This window comes from Candidatus Avelusimicrobium faecicola, from assembly GCA_900540405.1.
GTDB lineage: Bacteria > Elusimicrobiota > Elusimicrobia > Elusimicrobiales > Elusimicrobiaceae > Avelusimicrobium > Avelusimicrobium faecicola.
Window position 1 is genome coordinate 1 of the sequence record UQFW01000018.1, and the last position, 23,981, is coordinate 23,981.

Below are 23,981 nucleotides of genomic sequence, written 5' to 3' on the forward strand. Positions count from 1 at the left end.
AAAGTGCGCCCAAGGCCGTATTGTAGAGAACGGCATACAAGTTCGCTTGTGCGCATAAAAAACCACGCTTTCGCGTGGTTTCTAAAAGTGCGCCCAACAGGAATCGAACTTGTATCTTCAGCTCCGCAGGCTGACACTCTATCCATTGAGCTATGGGCGCTTAAATCGGATTTTTAACTTCGCGGATTAATCACTACTCATTTATTCTAACATTTTTTGTTTTGTGTTTCAAGTTTTTTTTATTTTTAACACCGCAAAATATTTAGAACATATTTATTATAGCATTTTTCGGCGGCAGTAGTTCAAGCAAACTGCTATAATACTGGTATGAAAGAAAATAATACCGGAACTTATGTTTTTGATAAAAAAACGGGTAAAATGGTAAAAATTTCCTCCAATGTGCCGTCGGTGCAAAAGGGGAAGGGCGGGCACGTCTGCCATGGGTGCTGCGGCCATTGCCATCATGACGAATAACGCCCCCGTCCAAAAAGCGTTTTCCGGCGTTCTCCAATTTTTGATGAGGGCGCTGCGGGAGGTCTTTTTGCCGCATTTGTTGTGGGGGAGCGCCGTTTTTATGGTGGGGGGATTGGCCGTTTTCCGCTTTACTTCCGGCCCGTTTGAAAACGCCCCTTGGCTACTGGCCGCGTGGGGAATCTGGCTCCTGTTTTGGTACGGCTTGGCCGCGCTTGTCTATACGTTTTGCACGGCGGGCGTTTTTGCCATGCGGGCGGTATGTGCCAAGGTGGAAGATTTATTATATGCGTTTTTTGCGGCGGTGAAAGAAAATTTAGCCCAAAAAATTGAAAATATGGACGAGGGCCTCGCCAAAGACCAAGCCCGCGTGCTGATGAAAAACAGTATATCGGAAGTGGCCGCCCTGCTCAAAACGTATAAATTGCGCTCCGTGCCCGGCGCGTTGGCGGCGGTTTTTTTAAGTTTGCTGACGTTCGCCGCGCGCTCCGTCTTGGTGGCGCGGCTCATGCAGTTTTCCGGCGCCACGGTAAGTTTAAGCGCCGTTTTTGCCAGCCGGGCGACGTTGGTGGGGGCGATTTTCTTAAATTTACGGTTGATTTGTTCCGTTTTATTGTGGATTTTGTATTTGTGCGGAGCCGCGTTTACGGGGCTCAATTTACTGGCTTTGTGTATGGGGAGGTAGTATGCGTGTAGTTTTGTTGGGATTTTTATTGTTTTTGGCGGGGGTGTGTCAGGCGGCGTCGCCCGCTTTAACGCAAATTCAGGCGGAAAAAGACCCTGCCAAACAAATCAAATTATTAAATGCGTTTATCAAAAAATCGCCCAAAACCCGCAAGGCGTACCATTTGCGGGGGGATGCTTACCGCGCGTTGGGCCGCTATAAACAGGCGGTGGAGGACTATACCCAAACCATCAAATTAAGCCCTAATTGGGCGTTTTCTTACTATGCGCGCGCACTGGTTTATATGGATATGGGGCGTTGGCCGTCGGCCGAGGCGGATTTAAGCCGCGCCATTAGCTTAAATAAATCCTACCGTGATTTTTACCTTTACCGCGCCCGGACCGAAATGAAACTTTCAAAATACAACGCGGCCATTGCCGATTATAAAAAATACTGGGGCAAGCGCAAGCCGACGGCGGCCGGCTCCTTGGCGTTGGCCAAAGCCTATATGGGCGCTTATAAATACGATAACGCCCGCAAGGAACTGCTCTCCCTGGCCGCCCGCACGCCGGACGACCCGGAAGTTTATTTTATGTTGGGGCGCATCCAACAACTGCGCGGCGCCTTGGATGAGGCTGTTTCTTATTACAGTAAATCCATCAACCGCAACCCTGCGTATGCGCCCGCGTGGCTGAGAAGGGGGGACACGTTTAAGGAAATGAAAGATTTGCCCGCCGCGTTGGAAGATTACACCGCGCTACTAGCCCTGGAAACCAAAGAGGCCGCCTATTACAACCGCCGGGGGCTTGTGTATGAAGAAATGAAAGATTTTGAAAATGCCGTGGCCGATTATAACAAAGCCATAGAAATTAATCCCAAATGGTCCATTCCCTACAATAACCGCGGGTATGCGTACCTGAACTTAAAAAAGTGGAACGAGGCCCGGCAGGATTTGGAAAACGCCATTAAGTTGGACGAGTCCGCCCCTACGCCTTATGTCAATTTGGCGGGCGTGTATTGGCTCAGCAAGCGGGATAAAAAGAACACCTACCAGTATTTGGAAAAAGCCATTAAGCACAACTTCCGCAATTTTGACGCGTTATATGACGAAGACCAAAAAGGGTGGATGTTTAAGGATATTAACAAAACGGCGGAATTTCGCGCCATTATGTACCGTTAATTAAGCCCTTGTGAGGCTTTGCGTAGCGCGCTGACCCACAGCGCGCTTTTTTGTTGGGGGGAAAGGGCGGCGTTAGCGGGGCTGGTGGACGGCAGTAAAAGATACGTTTTGCCGGGCAACTGCCCGAACGCGCGCACAAAGTATTGGTGGGCGGCGGTGCCGTTAAAAAGGAGCGTTTTTATGGCCGGATACCGGGCGAAAAGGGATAAAAAATCGTTCGGAACGGCTTGGCGGATGTGCGCGTCCAAACTGCCGGCGCGCTCGCACGAGGACAGCGCATCCCAAAGCCCGCCGCCGTTGGCTAACAGCACGGAAAGTTTATCCGCATAATTTTTAGAGGTTCTGCCGTTGGAAAAAGCGGCGAACACGCATGGCCAAAACAAGTTGCGTGGGTGGGCGTAATAGGCTTGGGCGGCCAGGCTGGCCGCGCCCGGCATACTGCCAATAACCATAAAAACGGTGCGTTCGTCCACTACGGGCGGGAAACAAATAGGCATAGGAGTATTATAGGATTTTTGGCGCGCGTGCGGGGCGGAAATGCTACAATTTTTTAGGTGTATGATGAACAACATTTGTTTTGTTTCTTCCCCGGTGGGGGCGCTTGAAATTCAAGATGACGGCGCGTGTTTAACGGTGGTTCGGTTTGCTCCCGCGGGTACTGCGGCGAGTGCGCCCAATTCTCCCGTTGCTCAGTTGGCGGCCCGGCAGTTGCAAGCGTATTTTGCGGGTACGCTCACCCGGTTTAGCGTTCCGCTTGCTTTGGCGGGAACCCCCTTTCAACAGGCGGTTTGGCGGGCTTTACTGGATATTCCTTACGGGCAGACCCGTTCTTACGGGCAAATTGCGGTGGCTATTAACAGGCCCCGGGCGTGCCGGGCGGTGGGTATGGCCAATAATAAAAACCCCATTTGTATTTTGGTGCCGTGCCACCGGGTCATAGGGGCAGGCGGAAATTTGACCGGGTACGCAGGGGGATTAACAATAAAAGAATGGTTGCTGTCGCACGAGCGCGCTACGGTAAAAAAGTCTTATAAGTAGCGCCCATGCGCGGGGGCAGGCCCCGCGCAAACTCATAAAAAACTTGCCGGGTGGGTATCGCACATTTTAGGCGGCCCCGCGCAAGCTCACAAAAAGCATAAAAAAACCCGAGGAAAACCCCGGGCTTTTTTACAAAACAATCTTTTTATAAGGTTTTGCCCAAGGCTTGCGCTTGCTTGAGGTACGGCGTATTAATCACGGCGCCTTTTTCATGACAGGCTCCGGCTAGCACCATACCGCGGTCTTGCCAACCCAAATAATCGCAAATGCTTTTATAGGTGGCTTTTAGGCCGTCAAAATCGCCGTCTTTTTCGGTGCCTTCGCCGCAGGCCAGCAAAACGGCTTCTTTTACTTTCAGCTTGCGTTTGGCGTTGGCGGACATATACGCATACAGTTTATCCACCACCGCTTTTAATTGCGCGCTCATATTGAACCAGTAGAGCGGCGTGCAGAAAACAAGCACGCCCGCTTCTTCCAGTTTGGGCGCCAATAATTTGAAGCCGTCGTCAAACACGCACGGCTCGCCCTGGCTCCAACATTGGTTGCAGGCTTTGCAGGGCAACACCGGGTGAAAGGGGGAATCAAACACATCCGCCTGGTGCCCGGCGGCTTTGGCCCCCTGGATAAGCGCATCCGCCAATATGGCCGTATTGCCCAGTTGGCGCGGGCTGCCGGTAAGGACTAATACTTTTTTCATTTGCGCTCCAAAGAAACCATAGAAACTTCTTTTTCCAAATTCCCGGCGGCGGATTTTAATTCTTTCACGCGGTCTTCGGCATAGCCTTCAAAGGTTTTAATCAGTTGGTGCTTGGCATCCAACAAAAACAGCATAGGCACGCCGTCTACCTTAAATTGGTTGGCAACGCCTTGGCCGTTGTATACGGCGTCAAAGCGCAGGTTGTCTTTCCTTAATAGGGCCAGCGGCTTTTGGGGTTCGCTGTCCGTAAATACCGCAACAAATTGCACATTACGCAGGGCTTTGCGGGCTTCTTCCAACTGCGGGAGCGTTTTTTGGCAGTGCGGGCAGCCGGAGCTGACTACCGCCACCAAAAGCGGCGTTCCCGTATAATCGGCGGTGGTCCAGGTATCCCCGCGGCGCACGGTGGGCAGGGCAAATTGAACGGTAGCGGCGGCGGGTTTCTGTTTTACCTTGGCCGTAGCTTTGGCCCGTTTTTGGGCGGCGGAAACTTTTTTAGCTTTCGCGCGGGTGGCGGCAGGGGCGGCATTCAGCACACCTGCCAGGCAAAAAATGCCGGCTAGCAAATAAATTTTTTTCATATAAAAAGTATAGCTTTTTTGGAAAGTTTACACACGGGTAAATTTCCCTATATAAAAACCCTTCAAAACGGGGCAAAAAAAGGTAAAATATATATGTCTATGCAAACTACTATTTGTGCCCCCGTGACCGGGGAAGGAAAAAGCGCCGTAGCGGTGGTCCGTTTATCGGGCCCGCAGGCGCTAGCTATTACCCGAGTTTTGTGCCCGGCGTGCCAAGATTGGCAACCGCGCCGCCAAAACTTGTGCCGCATTATGGACGGAGAGGCCGTGTTGGATAGTGCGCTGGTCACTTATTTTAAGGCGCCGCACAGTTTTACCGGGGAAGACGTAGTAGAGTTTGCGTTGCACGGCTCGCCCTATATCCGCGGGCGGGTGCTGGAACTTTTATGCCGGGCCGGGGCGGTGCCTGCGCGGCGGGGGGAATACTCCTACCGGGCATTTTTGAACGGCAAAATGGATTTGTTGGAAGCCCAGGGCCTTTGTGATTTAATCTCCTCCGGCAATAAAGAAGCGCACGCGATGGCTATGAGTTCCCTGGACGGGCGGCTATCCAAACGGTTGGAAAATGTTAAAAAAACATTAACCAATTTGTTGGCGCAAATAGAAGTCCGCTTAGACGACGTGGACGAAGAAATGACCCCTTTAGACGATACCTATGTGCAAGGGGAACTGGCCCAATGTGTGGCGGCGTTGGCGCGCCTGGCGGATACATTTTCCGTCGGAAAGTTTATTAAAGAGGGCTTAAAAGTGGCCATTGTGGGCGCGCCCAATGCGGGCAAATCCAGCCTGCTTAATGCACTGGTGGGGTTTGACAGGGCCATTGTATCGGCCCAGAGCGGCACCACGCGCGACACCATAGAAGAAACCTTGGATATCAACGGCCGCAAAATTATTTTAACCGATACCGCCGGCATACGGGACCACGCTTTAGACCCCGCCGAACAAGAGGGCATGAAACGCAGTGTAAAAGCCATGCGCGCGGCGGATGCGGTAATTATGGTGGCGGATTCCTCCCGCGCTCCCACCCCGCAGGAAAAAGCCTTGTGGGCGGACGTGTTGGAAGAACACAAAAAAACAGTTTTAGTATTGAACAAGCAAGATGCCCTTTTGGAAAACAACAACGCGGGGGCGTGGAACCCGGGCACCGGAAATTTTACAACGGTAAAATTATCCTGTAAAACCGGGCAAGGCGTGGACGAATTAAAGCAAGCCTTAACCCAAGGGCTCACAACGGCTATGGCCGAGGACGGCGTAATGATTTCCAACTTGCGCCAATACGAGGCCGTTTTGCGGGCTCAAACGGAATTGGAAATGGCCCAGCGGCGCTTAACGGCGCAAGCCGGGGGCGAAATTTATGCGGAGCATATCCGCGCGGCCTTAAACGGGCTGAAAGATTTAATCGGAGAAGTGACGCCGGACGACGTGTTAGACGTTATTTTCTCCACTTTTTGCATGGGGAAATAAATGTTTATTTGTGATACGCAGTATGATGTAGTAGTGGTAGGGGGCGGGCACGCCGGGTGCGAGGCCGCCCTGATTGCCGCCAAAACCGGGGCCAAAACGCTCCTGCTTACCCAAAGTTTGGATACGGTGGCGCAAATGTCCTGCAATCCGTCTATCGGCGGGATTGCCAAGGGGCAAATCGTGCGGGAAATTGACGCGTTGGGCGGGGCCATGGGCAAAGTGACGGACGCGGCCGCCCTGCATTACCATTTGTTAAATACGGGTAAAGGCCCGGCGGTACACTCCCCGCGCGTGCAGTGTGATAAAAAGCGCTACCAGTTTACTTTTAAGCATTTTTTGGAATGTCAGGATAATTTGGATATTATGCAGGACGAGGCCGTCAAACTGGCTACGGACGATAATAAAATTACCGGCGTTTTAACTTTGCGTGATACCTTTTATAAGGCCAAAACCGTGGTGTTGACTACCGGCACTTTTTTGGCGGGCACTATTCACATTGGCGAGGTCAACTACCCCGGCGGGCGGTATAATGATATGCCCAGTAATTTACTGGCTAAAAACCTAAAGGAAATCGGCCTGCATACCCTGCGTTTTAAGACGGGAACCCCCATGCGCATTAACGCGCGGAAAATGGACGTTTCCAAATTCCGCCTGCAACCGTCCGACGACCCTTTGCAACCAATTTCCCACTTTACGGACCAAAAAGAGCAATCCAAACGGCACTTTTTACAATGCTACATCACCCGCACCAATTTGGAAACGGATAAAATCCTGCGGGCCAATGCGCACCGCTCCGCCATGTATAGTGGCCATATACACGGCATGGGGCCGCGGTATTGTCCGTCGGTAGAAGATAAAATTAAAAAATTTCCGGAAATTACCAGCCACCCGCTGTTTTTGGAGCCGGAAGGCTTTGATACGGAAGAATATTATATCCAGGGGTTTTCAACCAGTATGCCGGAAGACGTACAGCGGGCGTTGGTGGCCTCGGTGCCCGGGTTGGAAAATGCGCCGCTTACGCGGGCCGGCTATGCCGTAGAGTACGATTTTTCGGACCCGCGCGACTTATACGCCACGTTGGAAAGCAAGCTAATTCCCGGCCTGTTTTGCGCCGGGCAGATTAACGGCACCACCGGGTACGAGGAAGCCGGCGGGCAGGGGTTAGTGGCGGGCTTAAATGCGGCGGCCAAAGTGCAAGGCAAGGAGCCGCTCATCCTGCGGCGCGACGAGGCGTACATCGGCGTACTGATAGATGATTTAGTCAACAAAGGGGTAAACGAGCCGTACCGTATGTTTACTTCCCGCGCGGAATACCGCATTTTACTGCGTAATGATAATGCGGATTTGCGCCTGATGCCCCATGCGTTTGCGTACGGCACGCTGGAAGAAAAATTCCGCTGCCCCTTTGAGCGCTACCGCGAAGAAGTGGAAAAGCAGTTGCAACACCCGGGCTGCCCGGTGGACGAAACGGATTTATACCCGTGGACGAAAGAAAAAGTGCTTACGCACGTTGAAATCCACCAAAAATACGCCGGCTATTACGAACGCAATAAAAAAGATGCCGAAAAACTGGCCCAGGCGGACAGCATTAAAATCCCGGCGGGGTTTGACCCGTCTGCCGTGCGCGGCATTTTGATAGAAAGCAGCCAAAAGTTAAAAGAGGTAAAGCCGCTCACGTTGGGGCAGGCGTCGCGCATCCCCGGTATTACTCCGGCGGATATACAACTTTTGGCCGTACATATTGAACGCTACCGGAGATTACACCGTGAATCAGACAATTAGCACGTTTGCCCAACATATCGGGTTGCCGCTTTCGTCCGGGCAGGTGGAATTATTGGAGCGCTACGCGGGGCTCGTGTGGCAAAAAAAGGATTTTTTGAATTTAACCAGCGCGGCAGACGTGCAGGAAATTTACGCCCGCCACATTTGCGACGGCCTGAGCGCCGCGGCTTTTATTTATAAAGAAAGCCAAGGCGCTGACGGCGTTGAAGTGGGCGACGCGGGCGCAGGGGCCGGATATATCGGGCTTGTGTGCGCGGTGGCTCTGCCGCAAAGCCGCATTACTTTAATAGAAAGTTTACAGCGGCGCAGTTCTTTTATGAATTGGGCCATTTTAACGCTGGGCCTGAAAAACGCGCGGGTGGTAAATTGCCGCTTGGGCGAAAAAACCGCCTTTTCACTAGACTATTTAACGGAGCGCGCCATGGGCAAACTGACGGATATTTTGCCCCTTTGCGCGGCGGCGGTAAAGGCGGGGGGAAAGTTTATTGCGTTCCAGGGGGAACACCCGGACGAAATGACCCCTGCCCTGCTGGCTAAATGCGGGGTTCGGGCGCGGGCCTTACAGCCGTATGCGCTCCCGCAGGATGATAAAAAACGCTTTTTGGCGGTATTTGATAAGGATTAACAGATGACACGGCTAATTCAGTTTTTCTGCTTGCTGTTTGCTTTTTGTTTGGCGGCGGGCCCGGTAATGAAACATTACGGGTACGAGCCGCGCGCCGTATTGCAAAACCTGCAAGAAAAACTGACGGAGTTTTCCGCCCGCTTTGACGGAAAATATCCGGCCGCAAACGCCCAAGCGCCCGCGGCGCAGGCCCCGGTAAAAGTGGAGCGCAACTCCATAGACCCGCGGGAAATGGATAAATTGTTTGCGGACGTCAACCCGCGTAATGCCGCCCAAAGCGCGGACCCGGTGGATTATTCCACCCGCGACGAAAAAGAATTTAAGGATATGATTGCCGGATTGGAAAAAATCGGCGCCGTGGCCCCTAAAAACCCGCAGAACTATCTGCCGGGGTTTTCGGCCCAAGCCTACCGCCCGGCGGATTCCCAACAAAAATCCCGCTGGGTGCCGCCCCCGCCCGGGTTTATGACGGCGGAAACTTTCAACTATTTAATTTACCGCCAAACGCACCCGGTGTCGCAGTCCATTTCCACGGTGTTGGATAACATCCACGGTAATTTAATGTTGGATTTAACGCCGTTTACACTGGTCATTAAACCCAACAAAATTTTGGTTATGCTGTTTGGGGATAAAGACAGTTATATGAATTTTACCAAGCGCCCGCCGTGGTCCGGCGCGTCGTCCGACCTCAAGGCCGATACAATGTATGTGCAAGAAGGCAACAGTTTTTATCCGCTTTCCGTGCATGAGCTGACCCACTTGTATTTTGACGGCTACTTTTTGCCGGTGATTTCCCCGTTGTGGCTTTCGGAAGGGATGGCGGTTTATATGCAAATTAACGGCGCCAAGCAAAAGCCCTCGTGGGTGGACCCGGCTATGAAACGCATTTTGCAGGGGGATATTATCCCGCTTGAAAAAATGACCGTTACGGAAGATTTAAGCGATTTATCCACCCCGCAGGCGGAACTTTGGTACACGCAGGCATACAGTTTGGTGGATTACCTGCTCAACACCCGCACGCGCGACGAATTTTACCAATTTTGTAATGAACTGAAAAAGAAAACCCCGCTCCACCAGGCGTTATATAAGGCGTACGGTATGCCGTTTACGAAAGTTTCCGTATTGCAAAACGTGTGGTTGCACGACGTGCAAAAAGCGGCAGGGGTGCGCCCGGCCCCGGTTAAAACACCGCCGCCCCCGGCTAATACTAATGTAAAGGCTCCGGCTAAAAAGGCGCCCGCGGCTAATGCTAAGGCCGCCCCCAAAGCACCGGCCGGTACCAAAACACAGGCCGGTACAAAGGCCCCTAAAAAATGAGGATTTTTAAGCTATGACCGAATGGACCCATATCCCGATACTTGCCCCGCAAATTGCGGATTTGTTATTAACCGACCCCGACGGCGTATATGTGGACGGCACGTTGGGGCTCGGCGGGCACAGCGCGCTGTTTTTGAGCCGACTTTCGCCCAAGGCCCGCTTGTTGGGGTTTGATAAAGACGCGCAGGCTATCCAAATGGCCCAAACGCGCATTAACGACCCTCGCCTGCTTACTTTTAACGAAAGCTACACCTGCGCCCCGCAAGAATTGGAAAAACTGGGCGTGTTGGCTACGGGCGCACTTTTTGATTTGGGTTTAAGCTCTTACCAGTTGGATAACCCTGCCCGCGGTTTTAGTATAATAAATAATGGGCCGTTAGATATGCGGTTTGATTTATCCGCCCCGCTGACGGCACAAACCATTGTAAACACTTGGGGGTTGGACGACCTTACCCGTATCTTAACGGAATATGGCGAAGAACGCAAAGCCGCCCCCATAGCCATAGCTATTTTGAATGCCCGGCGTAAAGCCCCTCTGCAAACAACCGAAGACCTCAAACGCGTGGTAGAAAGCGTGTATGGCGGGCGCGGCAAAACGCACCCCGCCACGCAAACTTTTCAGGCACTGCGTATTGCGGTAAATGATGAATTGGGTACGGTGGAAAAAATGTTGGGGGTACTGCCGCATATTTTGCGGGTGGGCGGGCGCGCCGCGGTGCTGACGTTCCACTCGTTAGAAGACCGCTTGGTAAAGAACCGTTTTAAGCAAATGGCGGCGGACGGCGGCTGGAAATTGGTAAATAAAAAAGTAATCGTGCCGGATTATAACGAGGTACGCCAAAACCGCCGCTCCCGCAGTGCCAAATTACGGGTGATAGAAAGAGTATGAAAGCATTTATTACATTAGTTATTTTGGGGGGGCTGGCCTTGGGCCTGGTGGTGGTGCGTATGGAAATCAGCCGCTCCGGGCGGGAAATCAGCAAACTCCAAAACCGGGTGGAAGTGCAGGAAGCCCGCAACCAGTATTTGCAGTTGGAAATTGCCCGCTTGGAAAGCCCCGCCGTGGTATCCGCCCAGGCGCGCGAACGCTTAAAAATGGATTTTACTAAACCCAGTAATGTGGTTGTGTTGGAAGATTAAACCGTATGTTCAAAAAGAAAATTTCGTTTGTATATGACGTTAAAAAACGCATGAAGCTATGCGGCTTTTTGGCGTTGATTCCGCCGGTGGCAATTTGTTTGCAACTGCTTAATTTACAAACGTTCCAGCACGAAAAATTTGCCGATAAGGCGGACCGCGCCATTTACAGCTACCTGGCCGAAGACCGCTTGCGCGGGCCTATTTATGATGTAAACGGAAATGTGTTGGCGGAATCGGTACGCACGCACTCGTGCGGCATATCCCCCAAGTATGTAAAAGACAAAAAAGCCACGGTGGCGTTTTTAGCCAAAGCCTTAAAACTGCCTCCGGCCAGAATTTTGGAAAAATGGAACCGCAACGGGCGATTTTTCTTTGTGGAAAAAAACATCAAGCCGGATGTTTATATGGAAATGCTCCCGGCGTTGCGTAAGCCGGTGGGGCAGGGGTTGGATTTAACGCCCGAATATAAACGGATGCGCCCATACGATAAATTAGCGCTGGATTTGTTGGGGGAGTCCAACTCCAAAAATTTAGGGCTTTCCGGCTTAGAGCAGATGTTCAATAAGGAACTCAGCCAGGACATCAGCAAAAAACGCGCCAAACGCGCCTTGCGGGGGGACATTATTTATGACCGCAAGTTAAAAGAAGAATTATCGGTAGGGAGCTTGTATTTAACCATAGATTTACAGGCCCAGTATTTTGCCGAGCAAGCCCTGCATAAAGCGGTGGAAGAATACGGCGCCGAACACGGGGTGGCCATGGTGCAGGAGCCGTCCACCGGGCGGATTTTGGCGGCGGCCTCTTATCCGGTGGAGAACGGACAGTCTTTGCCGTTCCAGTTTACTTACGAGCCCGGCTCTACATTCAAAACCATCGCCATTTCTTCCGCGTTGGATGCGGGCACGGTGTCCGTCACGGATTCTATTGATATGGAGGGCCGCCGTTGGGAAGTGGCCCGCGGGTTTACCGTTAAAGATAACCAACACAAAAAGGATTTTTTGTCCGTGCCGGAAGTAATGCAGTTGTCGTCCAACATTGGGGCGGGTAAAATAGCGGTAGACTTGGGTGCTAAAAACCTGTTTTATTACATTAAAGCCTTTGGGTTCGGCACCAAAACGGATATTAATTTTAACGGGGAAGCCAAAGGTTTTGTGCCCCCGTATAATAAATGGACGAAGGTGGATACCGCCACCAAAGGGTACGGATACGGTATTTCGCTTACCCCGGTGCAGTTAATCAATGCGTATTCCGTAATAGCCAACGGCGGGTATTTAATGCAACCGCATTTGGTGGACCGTATTGAATATGCCGACGGCCGCGTAAGCAAAATGAGTAAGCCGGTAAAAATCCGCCGGGTCATCAAGCCGGAAACGGCCAAAATTATGACCAAAGTATTGCAAAGCGTGGTGGAAAACGGCAGCGGTAAACGCGCCCAAATAAAAGGGTACACCGTGGCGGGCAAAACCGGCACGGCCGAAAAATTAACTAAAGAGGGCGGCTACGGCAAGCGCAGTCACATTGTGTCTTTCTGCGGGTTTGTGCCGGCCAGCAAGCCGCAATTTACCATTTTGGTTATTTTGGATAATCCCTCCAAATACACCTTTGGCGGTACGGCGGCCGCGCCTGCGTTCAGGCAAATTGCCGAAAACCTGCTGACCTTAAAAGGGGTTCAGCCGGACCAACTGGATTTTATAAATTAAGGAGATTGTATGAAATTAAACCTGACGTTTAGCAAAATTGCGGAAATTATGAAAGGGGAATTGGTAAGTAAAACCCCTTTGGCGAAAGTGTCCGCTTTTGTCACGGATAGCCGCGTAGTGGGCGCGGGGGACGCGTTTATTGCCTTAAAAGGCTTAAAACACGACGCGCACGAATTTATCCCGCAGGTCGTTAAACAAGGGGCCGTTTTGGTGGTGGCGCAAAAAGCGCACTGCCCGCAAATCTCCAACGGGGCCGTATCCGTTATTTATGTGCAAGATACCTTAAAAGCCTTGCAAATGTTGGCGCAGTACCACCGCTTGAACAGCACCTTAAAAGTGGCCGCCATTACAGGTTCCAACGGCAAAAGCACCACCAAACAAATGTTAAAGGCTATTTGCTCCCAGGCGGGGGAAACGGTAGCCAATATGGGCAATTTTAATAACCAGTTCGGTACGCCGTTTTCCTTATTGGAAATACAACCCAAACACAAATACGGCGTGTTTGAATTGGGCGCCTCCCACCCCGGCGATATTGACGAACTGGCCGCTATTGCCGTGCCGGATGTGGCGGTAATTACCAATGTGGGGCCGTCCCATTTGGAATCGTTCAAAACCTTGGAAAATGTGTACAAAACCAAAACGGAAATTGCCGCGCACTTAAACTTTGGCGGTACGCTGGTGTATAACGTGGACGACCCGCTTTTGGCGCGGTTGCAGACGGAATTTAAGGGGAAAGCCATTCCGTTCGGCTTTTCGCCCTCTGCCTCTTTGCGCATTTTGGATACGCAGGATAAATTTGCGTTTACTTACAAGGGCGAAGCGTGCGTGGTGGATATAAAACTGCCCGCGCACGATAAATTAAACGCCGCCGCCGCGGCCGCCGCCGCTATTGCGCTGGGGCTGCACTTGGACGAAATTAAAAAAGGTTTGTCGGCCTTTACTCCTATGCCTATGCGTATGGAGCGGGTGGAAAAAGCCGGCGCGCATTTTATTTTGGATTGCTACAACGCCAACCCGGCCAGTATGAAAAACGCCTTGGAAATTTTAGGGCGCGAGCCGTTCACCCCGCGCGTAGCCGTACTGGGGGATATGAAAGAGTTGGGGGAAACCTCTAAAGATTACCACCGCTTAATTGCCCGGCAACTGTTGGATAATCAGGTGGATTATGCCTTTTTGGCCGGGGAACAAATGCACTATGCGTATGAAGTTTTGAACCGGGCCGAATCCGGCGTGCGCGCGGTGTACGGCAAAACCCCGCAGGAGTGGACGGAGCAGTTAAAGGCACTTATTAAAAAACAGGGCGGTACTTATTTAATTAAAGCGTCGCGCTCTATGAATTTTGAAAATATTTTTAAGGAGATTTAAGTGTTATATTATCTTTCTTTATTTACGGAAGAATTTAGCTTCCTGAATATTTTTAACTACATCACCCTGCGTACCGGGGGCGCGATTTTTACGTCTTTCTTTTTGACGCTCCTTATCGGCCCGGCGCTGGTAGCAAAACTGCGCTCCTATAAAATACAGCAGGTGGAGCGCGAATACGGCCCGGCCTCGCACTTATCCAAAAGCGGTACGCCCACCATGGGGGGCCTGCTGATTTTGTTTAGCCTGTTGGCCAGTGTGGCGCTGTGGGCGCGGTTGGATTCCCCGTATATTTGGCTACTGGTGTTTACCACGGTTTCTTTGGCTGGGGCCGGGATTATGGACGACTATACAAAACTCGTCAAAAAGAACCCGGAGGGCATGAAGTCTTCCGTTAAGTTTTGTATCCAACTGTTTACGGCGTTGGTGGTGGTGGGCTATTTGGGCGCCAACCCGCCTAACGGGGAGTATGCAACCTCGCTGATTATCCCGTATATGAGCAAGATGTTTGTGGATTTATCGGTATTTTATTTTGCGTTTTCTATGTTGGTGATTGTGGGCGCCTCCAACGCCACCAATTTAACGGACGGTTTGGACGGCCTGGCCGCCGGGTGTATGGTGTTTACGGCGGCGGCGTATGCCGTGTTTGCCTATACGGCGGGGAATGTGCAATTTGCCGATTATCTAAAAATTATTTATGTGCCCGGCGCGGGGGAAATTACCGTGTTTATGGGGGCATTAATCGGCGCGTGTTTAGGGTTTTTGTGGTTTAACGCCTATCCGGCCCAAGTGTTTATGGGGGATACCAGCTCGCTCTTTTTGGGGGGCGTTATCGGTACGGCCGCGCTGTGTGTAAAGCAGGAGCTTTTATTGCCGATAGCCGGCGGAATTTTTGTGTTGGAAACCGTTTCCGTAATGCTTCAAATGGGGTATTTTAAGCTGACCCACGGCAAACGGCTGTTCAAAATGACCCCCATTCACCACCATTTTGAGTTAATGGGCATCCCGGAGCCGAAAGTGATTGTGCGCTTTTGGGTGGTGGGTGCTATGCTCATGCTACTGGCGTTGGCGGCCTTAAAAATAAGGTAAAAGTATGAGAACTTTGTTCAGCCGCCCGGCCAGGCGCAATAATTTTATCCGGCCGAAAAATACGTCCCGCTTTGCCGAGCCCGGCAAGCGCAGTGCGTGGCGCTTTTTGCCGCTGGATAAAACATTGGCTATTATTACGGCCTCTTTTGTGGTATTCGGGCTGGTTTTTACTTATTCTTCCAGCGCGTTTGATTCTACCTCGTTTTTTAAGCGGCAGTTGGTGTTTGATATTATCGGCCTGATTGCGGCGGTTGTTTTGTGGCAGTTTTACGACCGTTTGCAAAAAATAAAGCTCTTTCGCCCCATTTATCTTATTTACGGTACTTGGGTTTTGTTGGTTATTGTATTGTTTACCAAGCCGATTGCCAACGTACACCGCTGGATTGATTTGGGGTTTTTTAATTTACAGCCGTCCGAAATTGCCAAAGTGACCCTGCTGATTTATGTGGCCGATTATTTAAGCACCGTACAGGGGAAACTTTCCAAAAACTGGGGGCTTTTGGTTCGCCCGCTGTTTGTGACCGGGGTGACGTTGGGGCTTATTTTGGTGGCTAAAGACATCGGAACGCCCTTTTTAATGGCGTGCGTGGTAGGGGCCATGCTGTTTGTGTCCGGCGCGCGGCTGAAACAGTTGGGGGCGGTGTGTCTGGCGGTGTTGCCGATAGTTTTACACCAGTTGTTTTTTGTAAAATACCGCCGGGACCGCATTTTATCCTTTCTGCACCCGGAAAGTGACCCCGGCAACAACGGCTATCAGCTGATACGCTCTTTTACGGCGGTAGGCTCCGGCGGTTGGCTGGGGAAAGGTTTGGGAAACAGTGAACTGAAACTGGAGTATCTCCCGGCCGCGCATACGGACTTTATTTTTTCCATTATCTGCGAAGAAATCGGCCTTATCGGCGCAACGCTGGTGGTGGTGTTCTTTTGCGCCCTGCTTACGCGCGGGATTAGTTTGGCGCGGGTGGCCCGCAACAATTTTAACAGCTTGCTGATTTTCGGCCTTACGCTGACCATTTCCGGGCAGGCATTTTTTAATATGGCCATGGCTATCGGCCTGTTGCCCACCAAAGGGATTGCCATGCCGTTCTTTTCGTACGGCGGCTCCTCGGTAATTATGACATTAGCCATGATGGGTATTATTATGAATATGACCGCTTCCGACTCTGCCCCCAAAACGCAGAGCGGGCCGGACTACACCCAATTTAAGACAAGGAACAGATAAATGAAAAATACACGTTTTATTATAGCTTCCGGCGGAACCGGCGGGCATTTTTATCCGGGTTTTGCACTGGGCAAATTGCTTAACAAACAAGGCATGAGCGTTTTGTTTGTGGTGCGCACGGGGGACCCGGCCGCCCAGGTTTTACAAACCCATAAACTGAAATATAAAGAAGTGGATTTTATGGGTATGCCCCGCAGCTTTAATCCGTTGGCATATATTAAATTTATGTATAAATTGGTGCGCGCGCTGGGCCAAACGCGGGGAATTATCAAAGCGTTTGGGCCGGATGTGTGTATCGGTACGGGGGGGTATATTTCGTTCCCGCTTATTTTTATGGCGCATTTTATGGGCATAAAAACCGCCGTGCATGATTCCAATACAAAAATCGGTTTGGCTAACCGCGTGTGCGGCAAATTTGCCGATTTGTTTATGCTGGGATTACCGACGACGGAAAAAATCAAAAATGCCCTTTTAACCAGTACGCCCATCCGCGAGGAATTTGCCGAAAAAACGAACCGGCGCAAAATTCTGACGGATTTGGATTTAGACCCCACCCAAAAAACGGTGTTGGTTTTTGGCGGAAGCCAGGGGGCCAAAGGGTTAAATGCGGCGGTTATCCGCGCTGTAAAGCGCATTGTGGCGGAAAATAAAGAGGTGCATTTTATCCACATTACCGGGGAACGCTGGTACCAAAACATTAAAAACCAGTACGGCCGCACGTTGCAAGTGCGCGTGTTGCCGTATTCCAACGAAATTTACGATTTAATGCAAATCAGCCAGTTTGTTATTTGCCGCGCCGGGGCCAGCACGTTGGCGGAGCTGATTTATTGCAAAAAACCGGCGCTGTTGGTGCCGTTCCCGTATGCGGCGGCCAACCACCAGTATTATAATGCCAAAGTGTTGCAATCCGTCGGTTGTGCGCAAATGGCCCTGGAAGGGGATAATTTAGAGCAAGAAATTTACCAAACGCTGACCAAAGTGCTGGGCGGACAAAATAGCGGCGTGTTGCGCCAAATGGCGGAAAATTACTCCAAATTAAACATTCCGGACCCGATGACGTCCGCCGAGTTTATCGCGCAAACCCTCAAACAATTATAAATAATGGAAAGGAGCCGCGGACTCCTTAAAAACGGCAGAAAGAGCCGCAACAGGTAGCAAACCCCGCGGCGCGCCCTTAAAATTCAAAGGCAAAAACGCAAAAGCCGGGAAAGGGCGGCCGCAAACCCCTCACAAAATTATAATCACAGGCAACAAAAAAGAACCCCGCGTTGGCGGGGTTCTTTTATCATGCGGTAAAACTTATTTAATGCGGCCGGCGGAACCGAATACGTTTTGGTTCTTTTCGGCATACATTTTAATCAGTTCTTCGCGGGCCGGGCCCAAGTATTTGCGCGGGTCAAATTCGCTGGGTTTGGTGGCAAAAATCTTGCGGATGGTGGCGGTCATTACCAAGCGGCCGTCGGAGTCCACGTTGATTTTGCATACAGCCATTTTGGCGGCTTTGTGCAGTTGTTCTTCGGGCACGCCGGCGGTGTTTTCCAATTTGCCGCCGTATTCGTTAATTTGTTTAACGGCCCATTGCGGTACGCTGGAAGAACCGTGCAGCACAATCGGGAAACCGGGCAAGCGTTTGGAAACTTCTTCCAAAATATCAAAGCGCAGTTCGGGCAAGGCTTCGCCGGGTTTCACTTTGAATTTGTAAGCGCCGTGAGAGGTGCCGATGGAAATAGCCAAGGAATCTACCCCGGTGCGTTTTACAAAGTCTTCCACTTGGGCAGGGTCCGTATAGGTGTGGTGTTCGGCGGAAACTTCGTCTTCAATACCGGCCAAAACGCCCAATTCACCTTCTACCGTCACGTCGTGCGCGTGGGCATATTCCACTACTTTTTTGGTCAAAGCCACGTTTTCTTCGTACGGTAAGTGGGAGCCGTCAATCATCACAGAGGAGAAACCATTGTCCACGCAGTCTTTGCACAGTTCAAAGGAATCACCGTGGTCCAAGTGCAGGCACAGCGGCACCGGTTTGCCGATTTCGTTCATCATTTCCACCGCACCGCGGGCCATCCAACGCAAAAGCGTGGAGTTGGCATATTGGCGCGCACCTTTGGAAACTTGCAAAATTACCGGGGAGCCGGTTTGCACGCAAGCGGTCACAATAGCTTGCAACTGTTCCATGTTGTTAAAGTTATAAGCCGGGATGGCATACCCGCCGGCCATTGCATCTTTGAACATTTGTTTGGTGTTTACCAAACCCAGTTCTTTATAAGAAACGGTCATTACACAGCCTCCTAAAATAAATATCTTCCCAAACATTTTACTATTTTTTGCGCAAGAGTGGGGCCTCTAATGCAAAAAAGGGGCTGAAAACGGCCTAAAATGGGTTTTACTTGCAAAAAAGGTGCGTTGTGAGTATAATGTAAATACCTTTACTGTCTATTAATAAGGATAAAAATGGATTTTTCTACTTTACAACAATTAACCCAACTGCCGGGCGTTTCCGGGCGGGAAAGTGCCGTCCGCCGGTTTATCAGCCAACAGGTTGCCCCGTATGCCGACGATGTAAAAACGGACGCGCTGGGCAACTTAATTGTACTCAAAAAGGGTACCTCGGATAAAAACCTGCTTTTAGCCGCGCACATGGACGAAGTGGGCCTGATGATTCACTACATTGGCCCGGACGGATTTTTGCGCTTTGTGCCCGTGGGCGGGATTGACCCGCGCACCCTGCTGGCCCAGCGTGTGACGGTGCATACGTCCGGCGGGGAGGCTTTGCTGGGCGTTATCGGTACCCGCCCGGCCCACGTCACTACGGAAGCCGAACGCGGCAAGGCGGTGCCTATCGGGGATTTATTTATTGACGTGGGGCTGACGGGGGCGGAAGCGGCCGCGCGTATCCAACCGGGCGATTTTGCCACCCTGCGCCGCCCGTACGAAGAATTTGGCTCCGGCCGCTTGACGGCTAAAGCGTTGGATAACCGCTCCGGCGTGTTTGTGCTGTTGGAGCTGTTAAAAGCGCTTAAAAACCCCTTTTATAATGTATATGCCGTGTTTACCGTGCAGGAAGAAGTAGGCTTGCGCGGGGCGGGCACGGCGGCCTATGGCATAGAGGCCCATTTGGCCTTGGCCTTAGATACCACCGGCGCGGCGGATATACCGGGCAGTGCCCCGCAAAATTATATTACCGCGTTGGGGGCCGGCGTGGGCGTGACGGCCATTGATGCCCGCACCATTACGCACGAAGGGTTGTTTAATGCCCTCAAGCGGTTGTGTTTGGCAAAAAACATCCGCTATCAGGTGCGTGTGGCGCCGCGCGGCGGGAATGACGCCGGGGCTATTCACCAATCCAAAACGGGGGTACCGTGCTGCGCGTTATCCATCCCCACGCGCTACATTCATTCCAATACGGAAGTACAATGTAAATCCGATTTAGAACAAACCTTGGCATTGGCGTTGGCCGTTGCCCAAGAAGAACTGGTTATATAGGAGAGCTTATGAAACCGTTTACGTTAGGTGTAAAAAGAGCAGGTTATTTTGATGTGACCGACTATGTGAAGCAATACCCGCTTCCGGCGGCCGAGCAGGACGAGCTGGACACATTAGATGTAGCTTACCGCGCATTGGCGGCGGTGCTGTATAACTTTGTTCCGTCTTCCGGCCATGTGGGGGGGAGTGTTTCCAGCGGGCATTTTGTCAGCCACCTAATATATAAAGAAATGGCTTACGATTTTTCCAATCCCTTGCGGTTAGATGCGGATATTATCTCTTACGCTGCGGGGCATAAGGCCCTGGGGTTATATGCCATGTGGGCCCTGCGTGATGAATGCGCCCGCATTGCCGCGCCGTGCTTACTGCCGCAAGACGAAAAACTCCGCCTGCGGTTGGAAGATTTGCTCGGTTTCCGCCACAATAAAGTACAAGGCACGCCGCTGTTTACCAAATTTCATTCCAAAGCCTTGGGCGGCCACCCGGAACCGTCCACGCCGTTTGTGCGCCTTTCCACCGGGGCCAGCGGGGTGGGGATTGGCTCATCCGTAGGGTTGGCGTTTGCCGCGTGTGATACTTACGGGGAAAACTGCCCCCGCGTGCATATTGTAGAGGGCGAAGGCGGTATGACCGCCGGGCGCGTGAGCGAGGCGTTAGCGATGGCCTCCACCGCGCAACTTAAAAATGTGGTTTTCCATTTGGATTGGAACGAAGCCTCCATTGAAAGCAACCGCGTCACGTCCGACGGTAAAAACCCCGGGGATTATGTGCAGTGGACCCCGGCCGAAATGTTTTATATCCACGATATTAACGTGATTTTTGTACCCGACGGTATGGATTTTGCCCAAGTACACGCCGCGCAGGAACTGGCCAAACATTTGGATAACCACCAGCCTACGGCTATTGTGTACCGCACCGTAAAAGGGTGGAAGTATGGTTTAGAGGGCAAAGCCTCGCACGGCTCCGGCCATAAATTCTGCTCGCCGGAGTTTTATGCCAGTTTGGCGGAATTTGAACAGAAATTCGGCGTAAAATTCCCCGCCTTTGAGGGGGATAAAACGCCCGAAAATGTGGAAAAACACTACTGGGCATTTTTGGAGACCTTCCGTCAAGCGTTGCAAGCGCACCCGACGCTGTGCAGTAAAATGGCGGCGGATTTGACCGCCCGCCAAAAAGCGTTAAGCGCGGCCGGGCGCCAGGAACGCCCCGGCATGGGGGATAGCGCGGTACTTTTTACCGGCCAGGACAGCCAAAACGCGCCGGCCGCTTTCAAGTTTGCCGCCGGAGATTCCCACACCACCCGCGGCGTATTGGGGGATGTGCTTGCGTACTTAAATAAAGAAAGCCACGGCGCTATTTTTACCGCCTCGGCCGATTTGTACGGCTCCACCGGGGCCGCCGCGATTGCCAAGGATTTCCCCGCCGGAAACTTTAACGCGGTGACGAACCCGGCCTCCCGCCGTTTGGCGGCAGGCGGCATTTGCGAAGACGGCATGGCCGCCGTTTGCAGTGGGATTTCCGCCTTTGGCAAACAAGTGGCGGTGTCTTCCACCTATGGGGCGTTTTTAGCGTTTGAACACGTTGCCGCGCGCTTGCACGCTATCGGCTATCAGGCCGCGCACGAAATCGGCGCCACCCCCAATACGTTGGTGCTGTTTAACGGCCACGCCAGTTTGCCGACGGGCGAAGACGGCCCCACCCATGGGGACCCGCAATCTTTGCAGTTGGTGCAGGATAACTTCCCCAAAGGGGCGTGCATTACGGCTACCCCGTTAGAGGTGGACGAAATTTGGCCGTTGGTGACCAAGGCCCTTTCCTTGCGCCCGGCGGTGTTTGCGCCGTTTGTGGTGCGGCCGTCCCAAAAATTGGCGGACCGCAAAGCCTTGGGGATGGATGACGCCGCGGCCTGCTTAAAAGGGGTGTATTATTTGCACCGGGCCAAAAACCCGTCGGCGGGTGCGGTGTTTGTGCAAGGCGCGGGCGTAGGTAAAATTGTGGTAGACCAAATTTTGCCCCGCTTGCAAGAAGAAGGCTTAGACCTTAATTTTATTTACGTTTCCAGCCGGGAGTTGTTTGAACTCCTGCCGGAAGCGGAGCAGGAAGCGTTGGTGCCGCAAGAATTGCGCCGCCGTGCCATGGGGCTGACGGATTTTACCATGCCTACCATGGAAACTTGGCTGCTGAGCGACTACGGCCGCCAACACACGCTCTACCCGCAAAAGAAAGGCGGCTATTTGGGTAGTGCCAGTGCCGCTAATATTTATAAAGAAGCCGGCATGGACGCCGCAGGCATTTTAGCGGCCTTGCGCGCGTATGTGAACGGATTGGCCTAACGCATAGCGTTGGGTGTATAAAGGAGAATAATACAATGGCTGAAGAAAAACCTTATTTAACCGGCAGAACCTATATCTTCCGGCTGCCGAAAGGAAAAGATTTGTTGGAATCGCTGGCGGATTTCTGCCACGATAACCAGGTAAAGTGCGGGGTCGTGACGGTAATAGGCTCGGTGGAGAACGCCACCTTGGGCTGGTACGACCAAAGCAAAAAACGCTATGAAAAAACCGTCATTAATGCGCAAATGGAACTGCTGAGCTTAACGGGCAATATCAGTATTCAGGATAACCGCCCGCAAGTCCACGCGCACGCTATGCTGACGGGTAAAGATTATAACGTAATTGGCGGGCACCTGTTCCCCGGTACTAAAATTTATGTGTGCGAAGCGTACATTCAAGAATTAGTAGGCGAACCGAAAGTGCGCCGCACGGATAAAGTGACCAAACTGTCTTTGTGGGCTTAAACCGGAAAGACGGTTCAACAAAAAAATCTGTTCCACACACAAAGGATAAGCAAAAAATGCTTGTCCTTTGTTTTTTTGTTAGTAGCAGCTAATTTTTGCTCTCCGACGGTAAACAAGTTAAAATCCACCAAAAATAAGCGGGTTGTAAAACGGGGGGCAGATAGGATAGCAGTATTTTTTTTAGGTGTCAAGCAAAAGAAAAAATAAATTTGCAAACATCAAAAAAATTAACTTTAATAAAGGGGTAGGGTAGTTAAAACTAACAATGGAGGAGTTATTGCATGAAGAAACTACTGGGCTTGTTAGTAGCCGCTTTGGTGGCTATGCCTGCAAGCGCTGACGTACTGAATAATGTAGAACTCAAAGGCGAAGTACAGACTATCGCCTCTGACGTGAGAACCGGTTATAATTCCGGCACCAACTTCCGCGTACTGGCTGGTTTATCTGCCGATTTGGTGGAAGACGTAAGAGCCAATGTGTTGTTCCAATATAATGATGCTTGGTTGAGCAATTATGCGGGCAATACGGTTGAACAGTATTGGAAGGATGTCACCCTGGCCGAAGCCAATGTGGTGCTTTCCAACTTGTTTGATTGCTTTGAAGCCACTGTCGGCCGCCAATTCTATGGCGACGAAGACAGCGCCGTAATGTATGTGGGGCCGAACCACTATGTGTTTAATATGAACCGCGCGCCCTCCTTGGATGCGGCTAAACTGACTTACAGCGACGATTTCAAATCCGTCACTTTGTTAGCCGGTAAATTGGTATACACCGGTGCCACTGCCGTTAAAAATGAAACCATTTACGGGGCGGATGTGAGATTAAACTTAACCGATACCTTAAAATTGCAAGTATACGGTTATGATTTGAAAGCCAGCAAAAGCATCTCTACCTATTATGATGAAAAACATACTGGTTTTTATGGTGCTAAAGCTACCTTCGCTCCCGAAGCCTTTGCTTTGAGCGCGGAATATGCGCGCGCCTTCCAAGGCCACAGACTGGTCAAAGAACCCAAAGACACCCCCTACTTGGTAAAAGTGGATGCCTCTTTGAATTTGGCCGCGTTCACCCCCAGAGCTACTTTCTATTACGCCAAAGGCGATGGCTTTGGCATGGGGAACTACTATCCCAGCTTGTTGATTGGCCATGTGTTGAGTGGCTATGGTGAGCCTTTGTCTAACTACTCCAACGACGGTTTAAGACTCTTTAACGTGGGTGTGGACTACACCTATGAAAAATGGGTGCTCTCCTTGGACGGCTATTCCTTCCAAGACCGCACCGCGCAGGAAGCTGGCACCTTGGAAGCTGACCTGAACGTAAAATATAACCATAACGAATACGTCCAGCTCTTTGCCGGCGTAGGCTATGG

Annotated in this window: 23 protein-coding genes and 1 tRNA gene; 19 read left to right on the top strand and 5 right to left on the bottom strand. The window is 51.5% G+C overall.

Translation table 11 applies throughout. From position 1 onward, the window contains the following. Window positions 1-88: 88 nt before the first annotated feature. Window positions 89-160 (bottom strand) — tRNA-Arg (locus ACQY18_RS02795). Window positions 161-327: 167 nt separating this feature from the next. Between ACQY18_RS02795 and ACQY18_RS02800 the strand changes: the two genes are divergently transcribed. From ACQY18_RS02800 to ACQY18_RS02810, 3 genes are read left to right on the top strand one after another with little or no spacing between them, the layout of a single operon-like run. Further along, window positions 328-474: a hypothetical protein gene (locus ACQY18_RS02800; RefSeq protein ID WP_428038767.1), complete on the top strand. Its 147-nt coding sequence runs from the start codon at window positions 328-330 to the stop codon at window positions 472-474. Continuing rightward, entirely contained in the window at window positions 464-1,156 is a 693-nt protein-coding gene (locus ACQY18_RS02805; RefSeq protein WP_428038768.1) for a hypothetical protein, read from the top strand. Before ACQY18_RS02800 ends, ACQY18_RS02805 begins: the two co-directional genes overlap by 11 nt. A 1-nt stretch (window position 1,157) precedes the next feature. Next, complete coding sequence (locus ACQY18_RS02810) at window positions 1,158-2,315, top strand: tetratricopeptide repeat protein (RefSeq protein ID WP_176777693.1); 1,158 nt, start codon at window positions 1,158-1,160, stop codon at window positions 2,313-2,315. On the opposite strand, the gene ACQY18_RS02815 is transcribed toward ACQY18_RS02810, so the two are convergent. Next, window positions 2,312-2,812, bottom strand: a complete 501-nt coding sequence (locus ACQY18_RS02815) for a DNA-deoxyinosine glycosylase (RefSeq protein WP_428038769.1) — start codon at window positions 2,810-2,812, stop codon at window positions 2,312-2,314. The genes ACQY18_RS02810 and ACQY18_RS02815 overlap by 4 nt on opposite strands. 61 nt (window positions 2,813-2,873) lie before the next feature. Here ACQY18_RS02815 and ACQY18_RS02820 point away from each other — a divergent pair, with 61 nt between their 5' ends. Beyond that, window positions 2,874-3,353 carry a methylated-DNA--[protein]-cysteine S-methyltransferase gene (locus ACQY18_RS02820; RefSeq protein ID WP_428038770.1) on the top strand — a complete coding sequence of 160 codons (480 nt, stop codon included), beginning with the start codon at window positions 2,874-2,876 and terminating at the stop codon, window positions 3,351-3,353. Window positions 3,354-3,498: 145 nt separating this feature from the next. On the opposite strand, the gene ACQY18_RS02825 is transcribed toward ACQY18_RS02820, so the two are convergent. Both ACQY18_RS02825 and ACQY18_RS02830 read right to left on the bottom strand, forming a co-directional pair. Then, window positions 3,499-4,050, bottom strand: a complete 552-nt coding sequence (locus tag ACQY18_RS02825) for a flavodoxin family protein (protein ID WP_428038771.1) — start codon at window positions 4,048-4,050, stop codon at window positions 3,499-3,501. Further along, a complete protein-coding gene (locus tag ACQY18_RS02830) occupies window positions 4,047-4,631 on the bottom strand; it encodes a TlpA family protein disulfide reductase (protein ID WP_428038772.1) in 585 nt (194 codons plus the stop codon). Before ACQY18_RS02830 ends, ACQY18_RS02825 begins: the two co-directional genes overlap by 4 nt. Before the next feature lie 93 nt (window positions 4,632-4,724). Between ACQY18_RS02830 and mnmE the strand changes: the two genes are divergently transcribed. Genes mnmE through ACQY18_RS02885 form a run of 11 tightly spaced genes read left to right on the top strand, consistent with a single transcriptional unit; the run spans window position 4,725 to window position 17,430 of the window. After that, a complete protein-coding gene (gene mnmE / locus ACQY18_RS02835; RefSeq protein WP_428038773.1) occupies window positions 4,725-6,095 on the top strand; it encodes a tRNA uridine-5-carboxymethylaminomethyl(34) synthesis GTPase MnmE in 1,371 nt (456 codons plus the stop codon). Next, the gene (mnmG, locus tag ACQY18_RS02840) at window positions 6,096-7,877 is read left to right on the top strand and encodes a tRNA uridine-5-carboxymethylaminomethyl(34) synthesis enzyme MnmG (RefSeq protein ID WP_428038774.1); all 1,782 of its coding nucleotides are present in this window, start codon (window positions 6,096-6,098) and stop codon (window positions 7,875-7,877) included. It begins immediately after the preceding gene. Continuing rightward, entirely contained in the window at window positions 7,861-8,502 is a 642-nt protein-coding gene (locus ACQY18_RS02845) for a 16S rRNA (guanine(527)-N(7))-methyltransferase RsmG (protein WP_428038775.1), read from the top strand. The genes mnmG and ACQY18_RS02845 overlap by 17 nt, the downstream gene beginning before the upstream one ends. 3 nt (window positions 8,503-8,505) lie before the next feature. Next, complete coding sequence (locus ACQY18_RS02850) at window positions 8,506-9,819, top strand: peptidase MA family metallohydrolase (RefSeq protein ID WP_176777700.1); 1,314 nt, start codon at window positions 8,506-8,508, stop codon at window positions 9,817-9,819. A 13-nt stretch (window positions 9,820-9,832) separates the two neighbouring features. Further along, a complete protein-coding gene (gene rsmH, locus ACQY18_RS02855) occupies window positions 9,833-10,708 on the top strand; it encodes a 16S rRNA (cytosine(1402)-N(4))-methyltransferase RsmH (RefSeq protein ID WP_176777701.1) in 876 nt (291 codons plus the stop codon). After that, a complete protein-coding gene (locus ACQY18_RS02860; RefSeq protein WP_176777702.1) occupies window positions 10,705-10,959 on the top strand; it encodes a septum formation initiator family protein in 255 nt (84 codons plus the stop codon). The genes rsmH and ACQY18_RS02860 overlap by 4 nt, the downstream gene beginning before the upstream one ends. A gap of 5 nt (window positions 10,960-10,964) precedes the next feature. Next, complete coding sequence (locus ACQY18_RS02865; RefSeq protein ID WP_428038776.1) at window positions 10,965-12,659, top strand: peptidoglycan D,D-transpeptidase FtsI family protein; 1,695 nt, start codon at window positions 10,965-10,967, stop codon at window positions 12,657-12,659. A gap of 9 nt (window positions 12,660-12,668) precedes the next feature. Next, the gene (locus ACQY18_RS02870) at window positions 12,669-14,024 is read left to right on the top strand and encodes a UDP-N-acetylmuramoyl-tripeptide--D-alanyl-D-alanine ligase (RefSeq protein ID WP_428038777.1); all 1,356 of its coding nucleotides are present in this window, start codon (window positions 12,669-12,671) and stop codon (window positions 14,022-14,024) included. Further along, window positions 14,025-15,110 carry a phospho-N-acetylmuramoyl-pentapeptide-transferase gene (gene mraY, locus ACQY18_RS02875; RefSeq protein WP_176777705.1) on the top strand — a complete coding sequence of 362 codons (1,086 nt, stop codon included), beginning with the start codon at window positions 14,025-14,027 and terminating at the stop codon, window positions 15,108-15,110. Window positions 15,111-15,114: 4 nt separating this feature from the next. Beyond that, on the top strand, window positions 15,115-16,332 hold the full coding sequence (locus ACQY18_RS02880; protein ID WP_428038778.1) for an FtsW/RodA/SpoVE family cell cycle protein: 1,218 nt from the start codon (window positions 15,115-15,117) through the stop codon (window positions 16,330-16,332). Then, on the top strand, window positions 16,333-17,430 hold the full coding sequence (locus tag ACQY18_RS02885) for a UDP-N-acetylglucosamine--N-acetylmuramyl-(pentapeptide) pyrophosphoryl-undecaprenol N-acetylglucosamine transferase (RefSeq protein WP_428038779.1): 1,098 nt from the start codon (window positions 16,333-16,335) through the stop codon (window positions 17,428-17,430). It abuts the gene before it with no gap. Between the two features lie 201 nt (window positions 17,431-17,631). Here the strand turns inward: ACQY18_RS02885 and ACQY18_RS02890 are convergent, their stop codons facing one another. Continuing rightward, window positions 17,632-18,609 carry a class II fructose-bisphosphate aldolase gene (locus tag ACQY18_RS02890; protein WP_428038780.1) on the bottom strand — a complete coding sequence of 326 codons (978 nt, stop codon included), beginning with the start codon at window positions 18,607-18,609 and terminating at the stop codon, window positions 17,632-17,634. 174 nt (window positions 18,610-18,783) lie between these two features. Here ACQY18_RS02890 and ACQY18_RS02895 point away from each other — a divergent pair, with 174 nt between their 5' ends. The 4 genes from ACQY18_RS02895 to ACQY18_RS02910 all read left to right on the top strand — a co-directional run. Then, complete coding sequence (locus ACQY18_RS02895) at window positions 18,784-19,815, top strand: M42 family metallopeptidase (protein ID WP_176777709.1); 1,032 nt, start codon at window positions 18,784-18,786, stop codon at window positions 19,813-19,815. A gap of 8 nt (window positions 19,816-19,823) precedes the next feature. Further along, window positions 19,824-22,148, top strand: coding sequence for a hypothetical protein (locus ACQY18_RS02900; RefSeq protein WP_428038781.1), 2,325 nt, complete (start codon window positions 19,824-19,826; stop codon window positions 22,146-22,148). A gap of 35 nt (window positions 22,149-22,183) precedes the next feature. Further along, complete coding sequence (locus ACQY18_RS02905; protein ID WP_428038782.1) at window positions 22,184-22,612, top strand: PPC domain-containing DNA-binding protein; 429 nt, start codon at window positions 22,184-22,186, stop codon at window positions 22,610-22,612. Window positions 22,613-22,893: 281 nt separating this feature from the next. Further along, window positions 22,894-23,981 (top strand): hypothetical protein (locus tag ACQY18_RS02910; protein ID WP_428038783.1); only part of this gene is annotated, 1,088 nt, incomplete at its 3' end.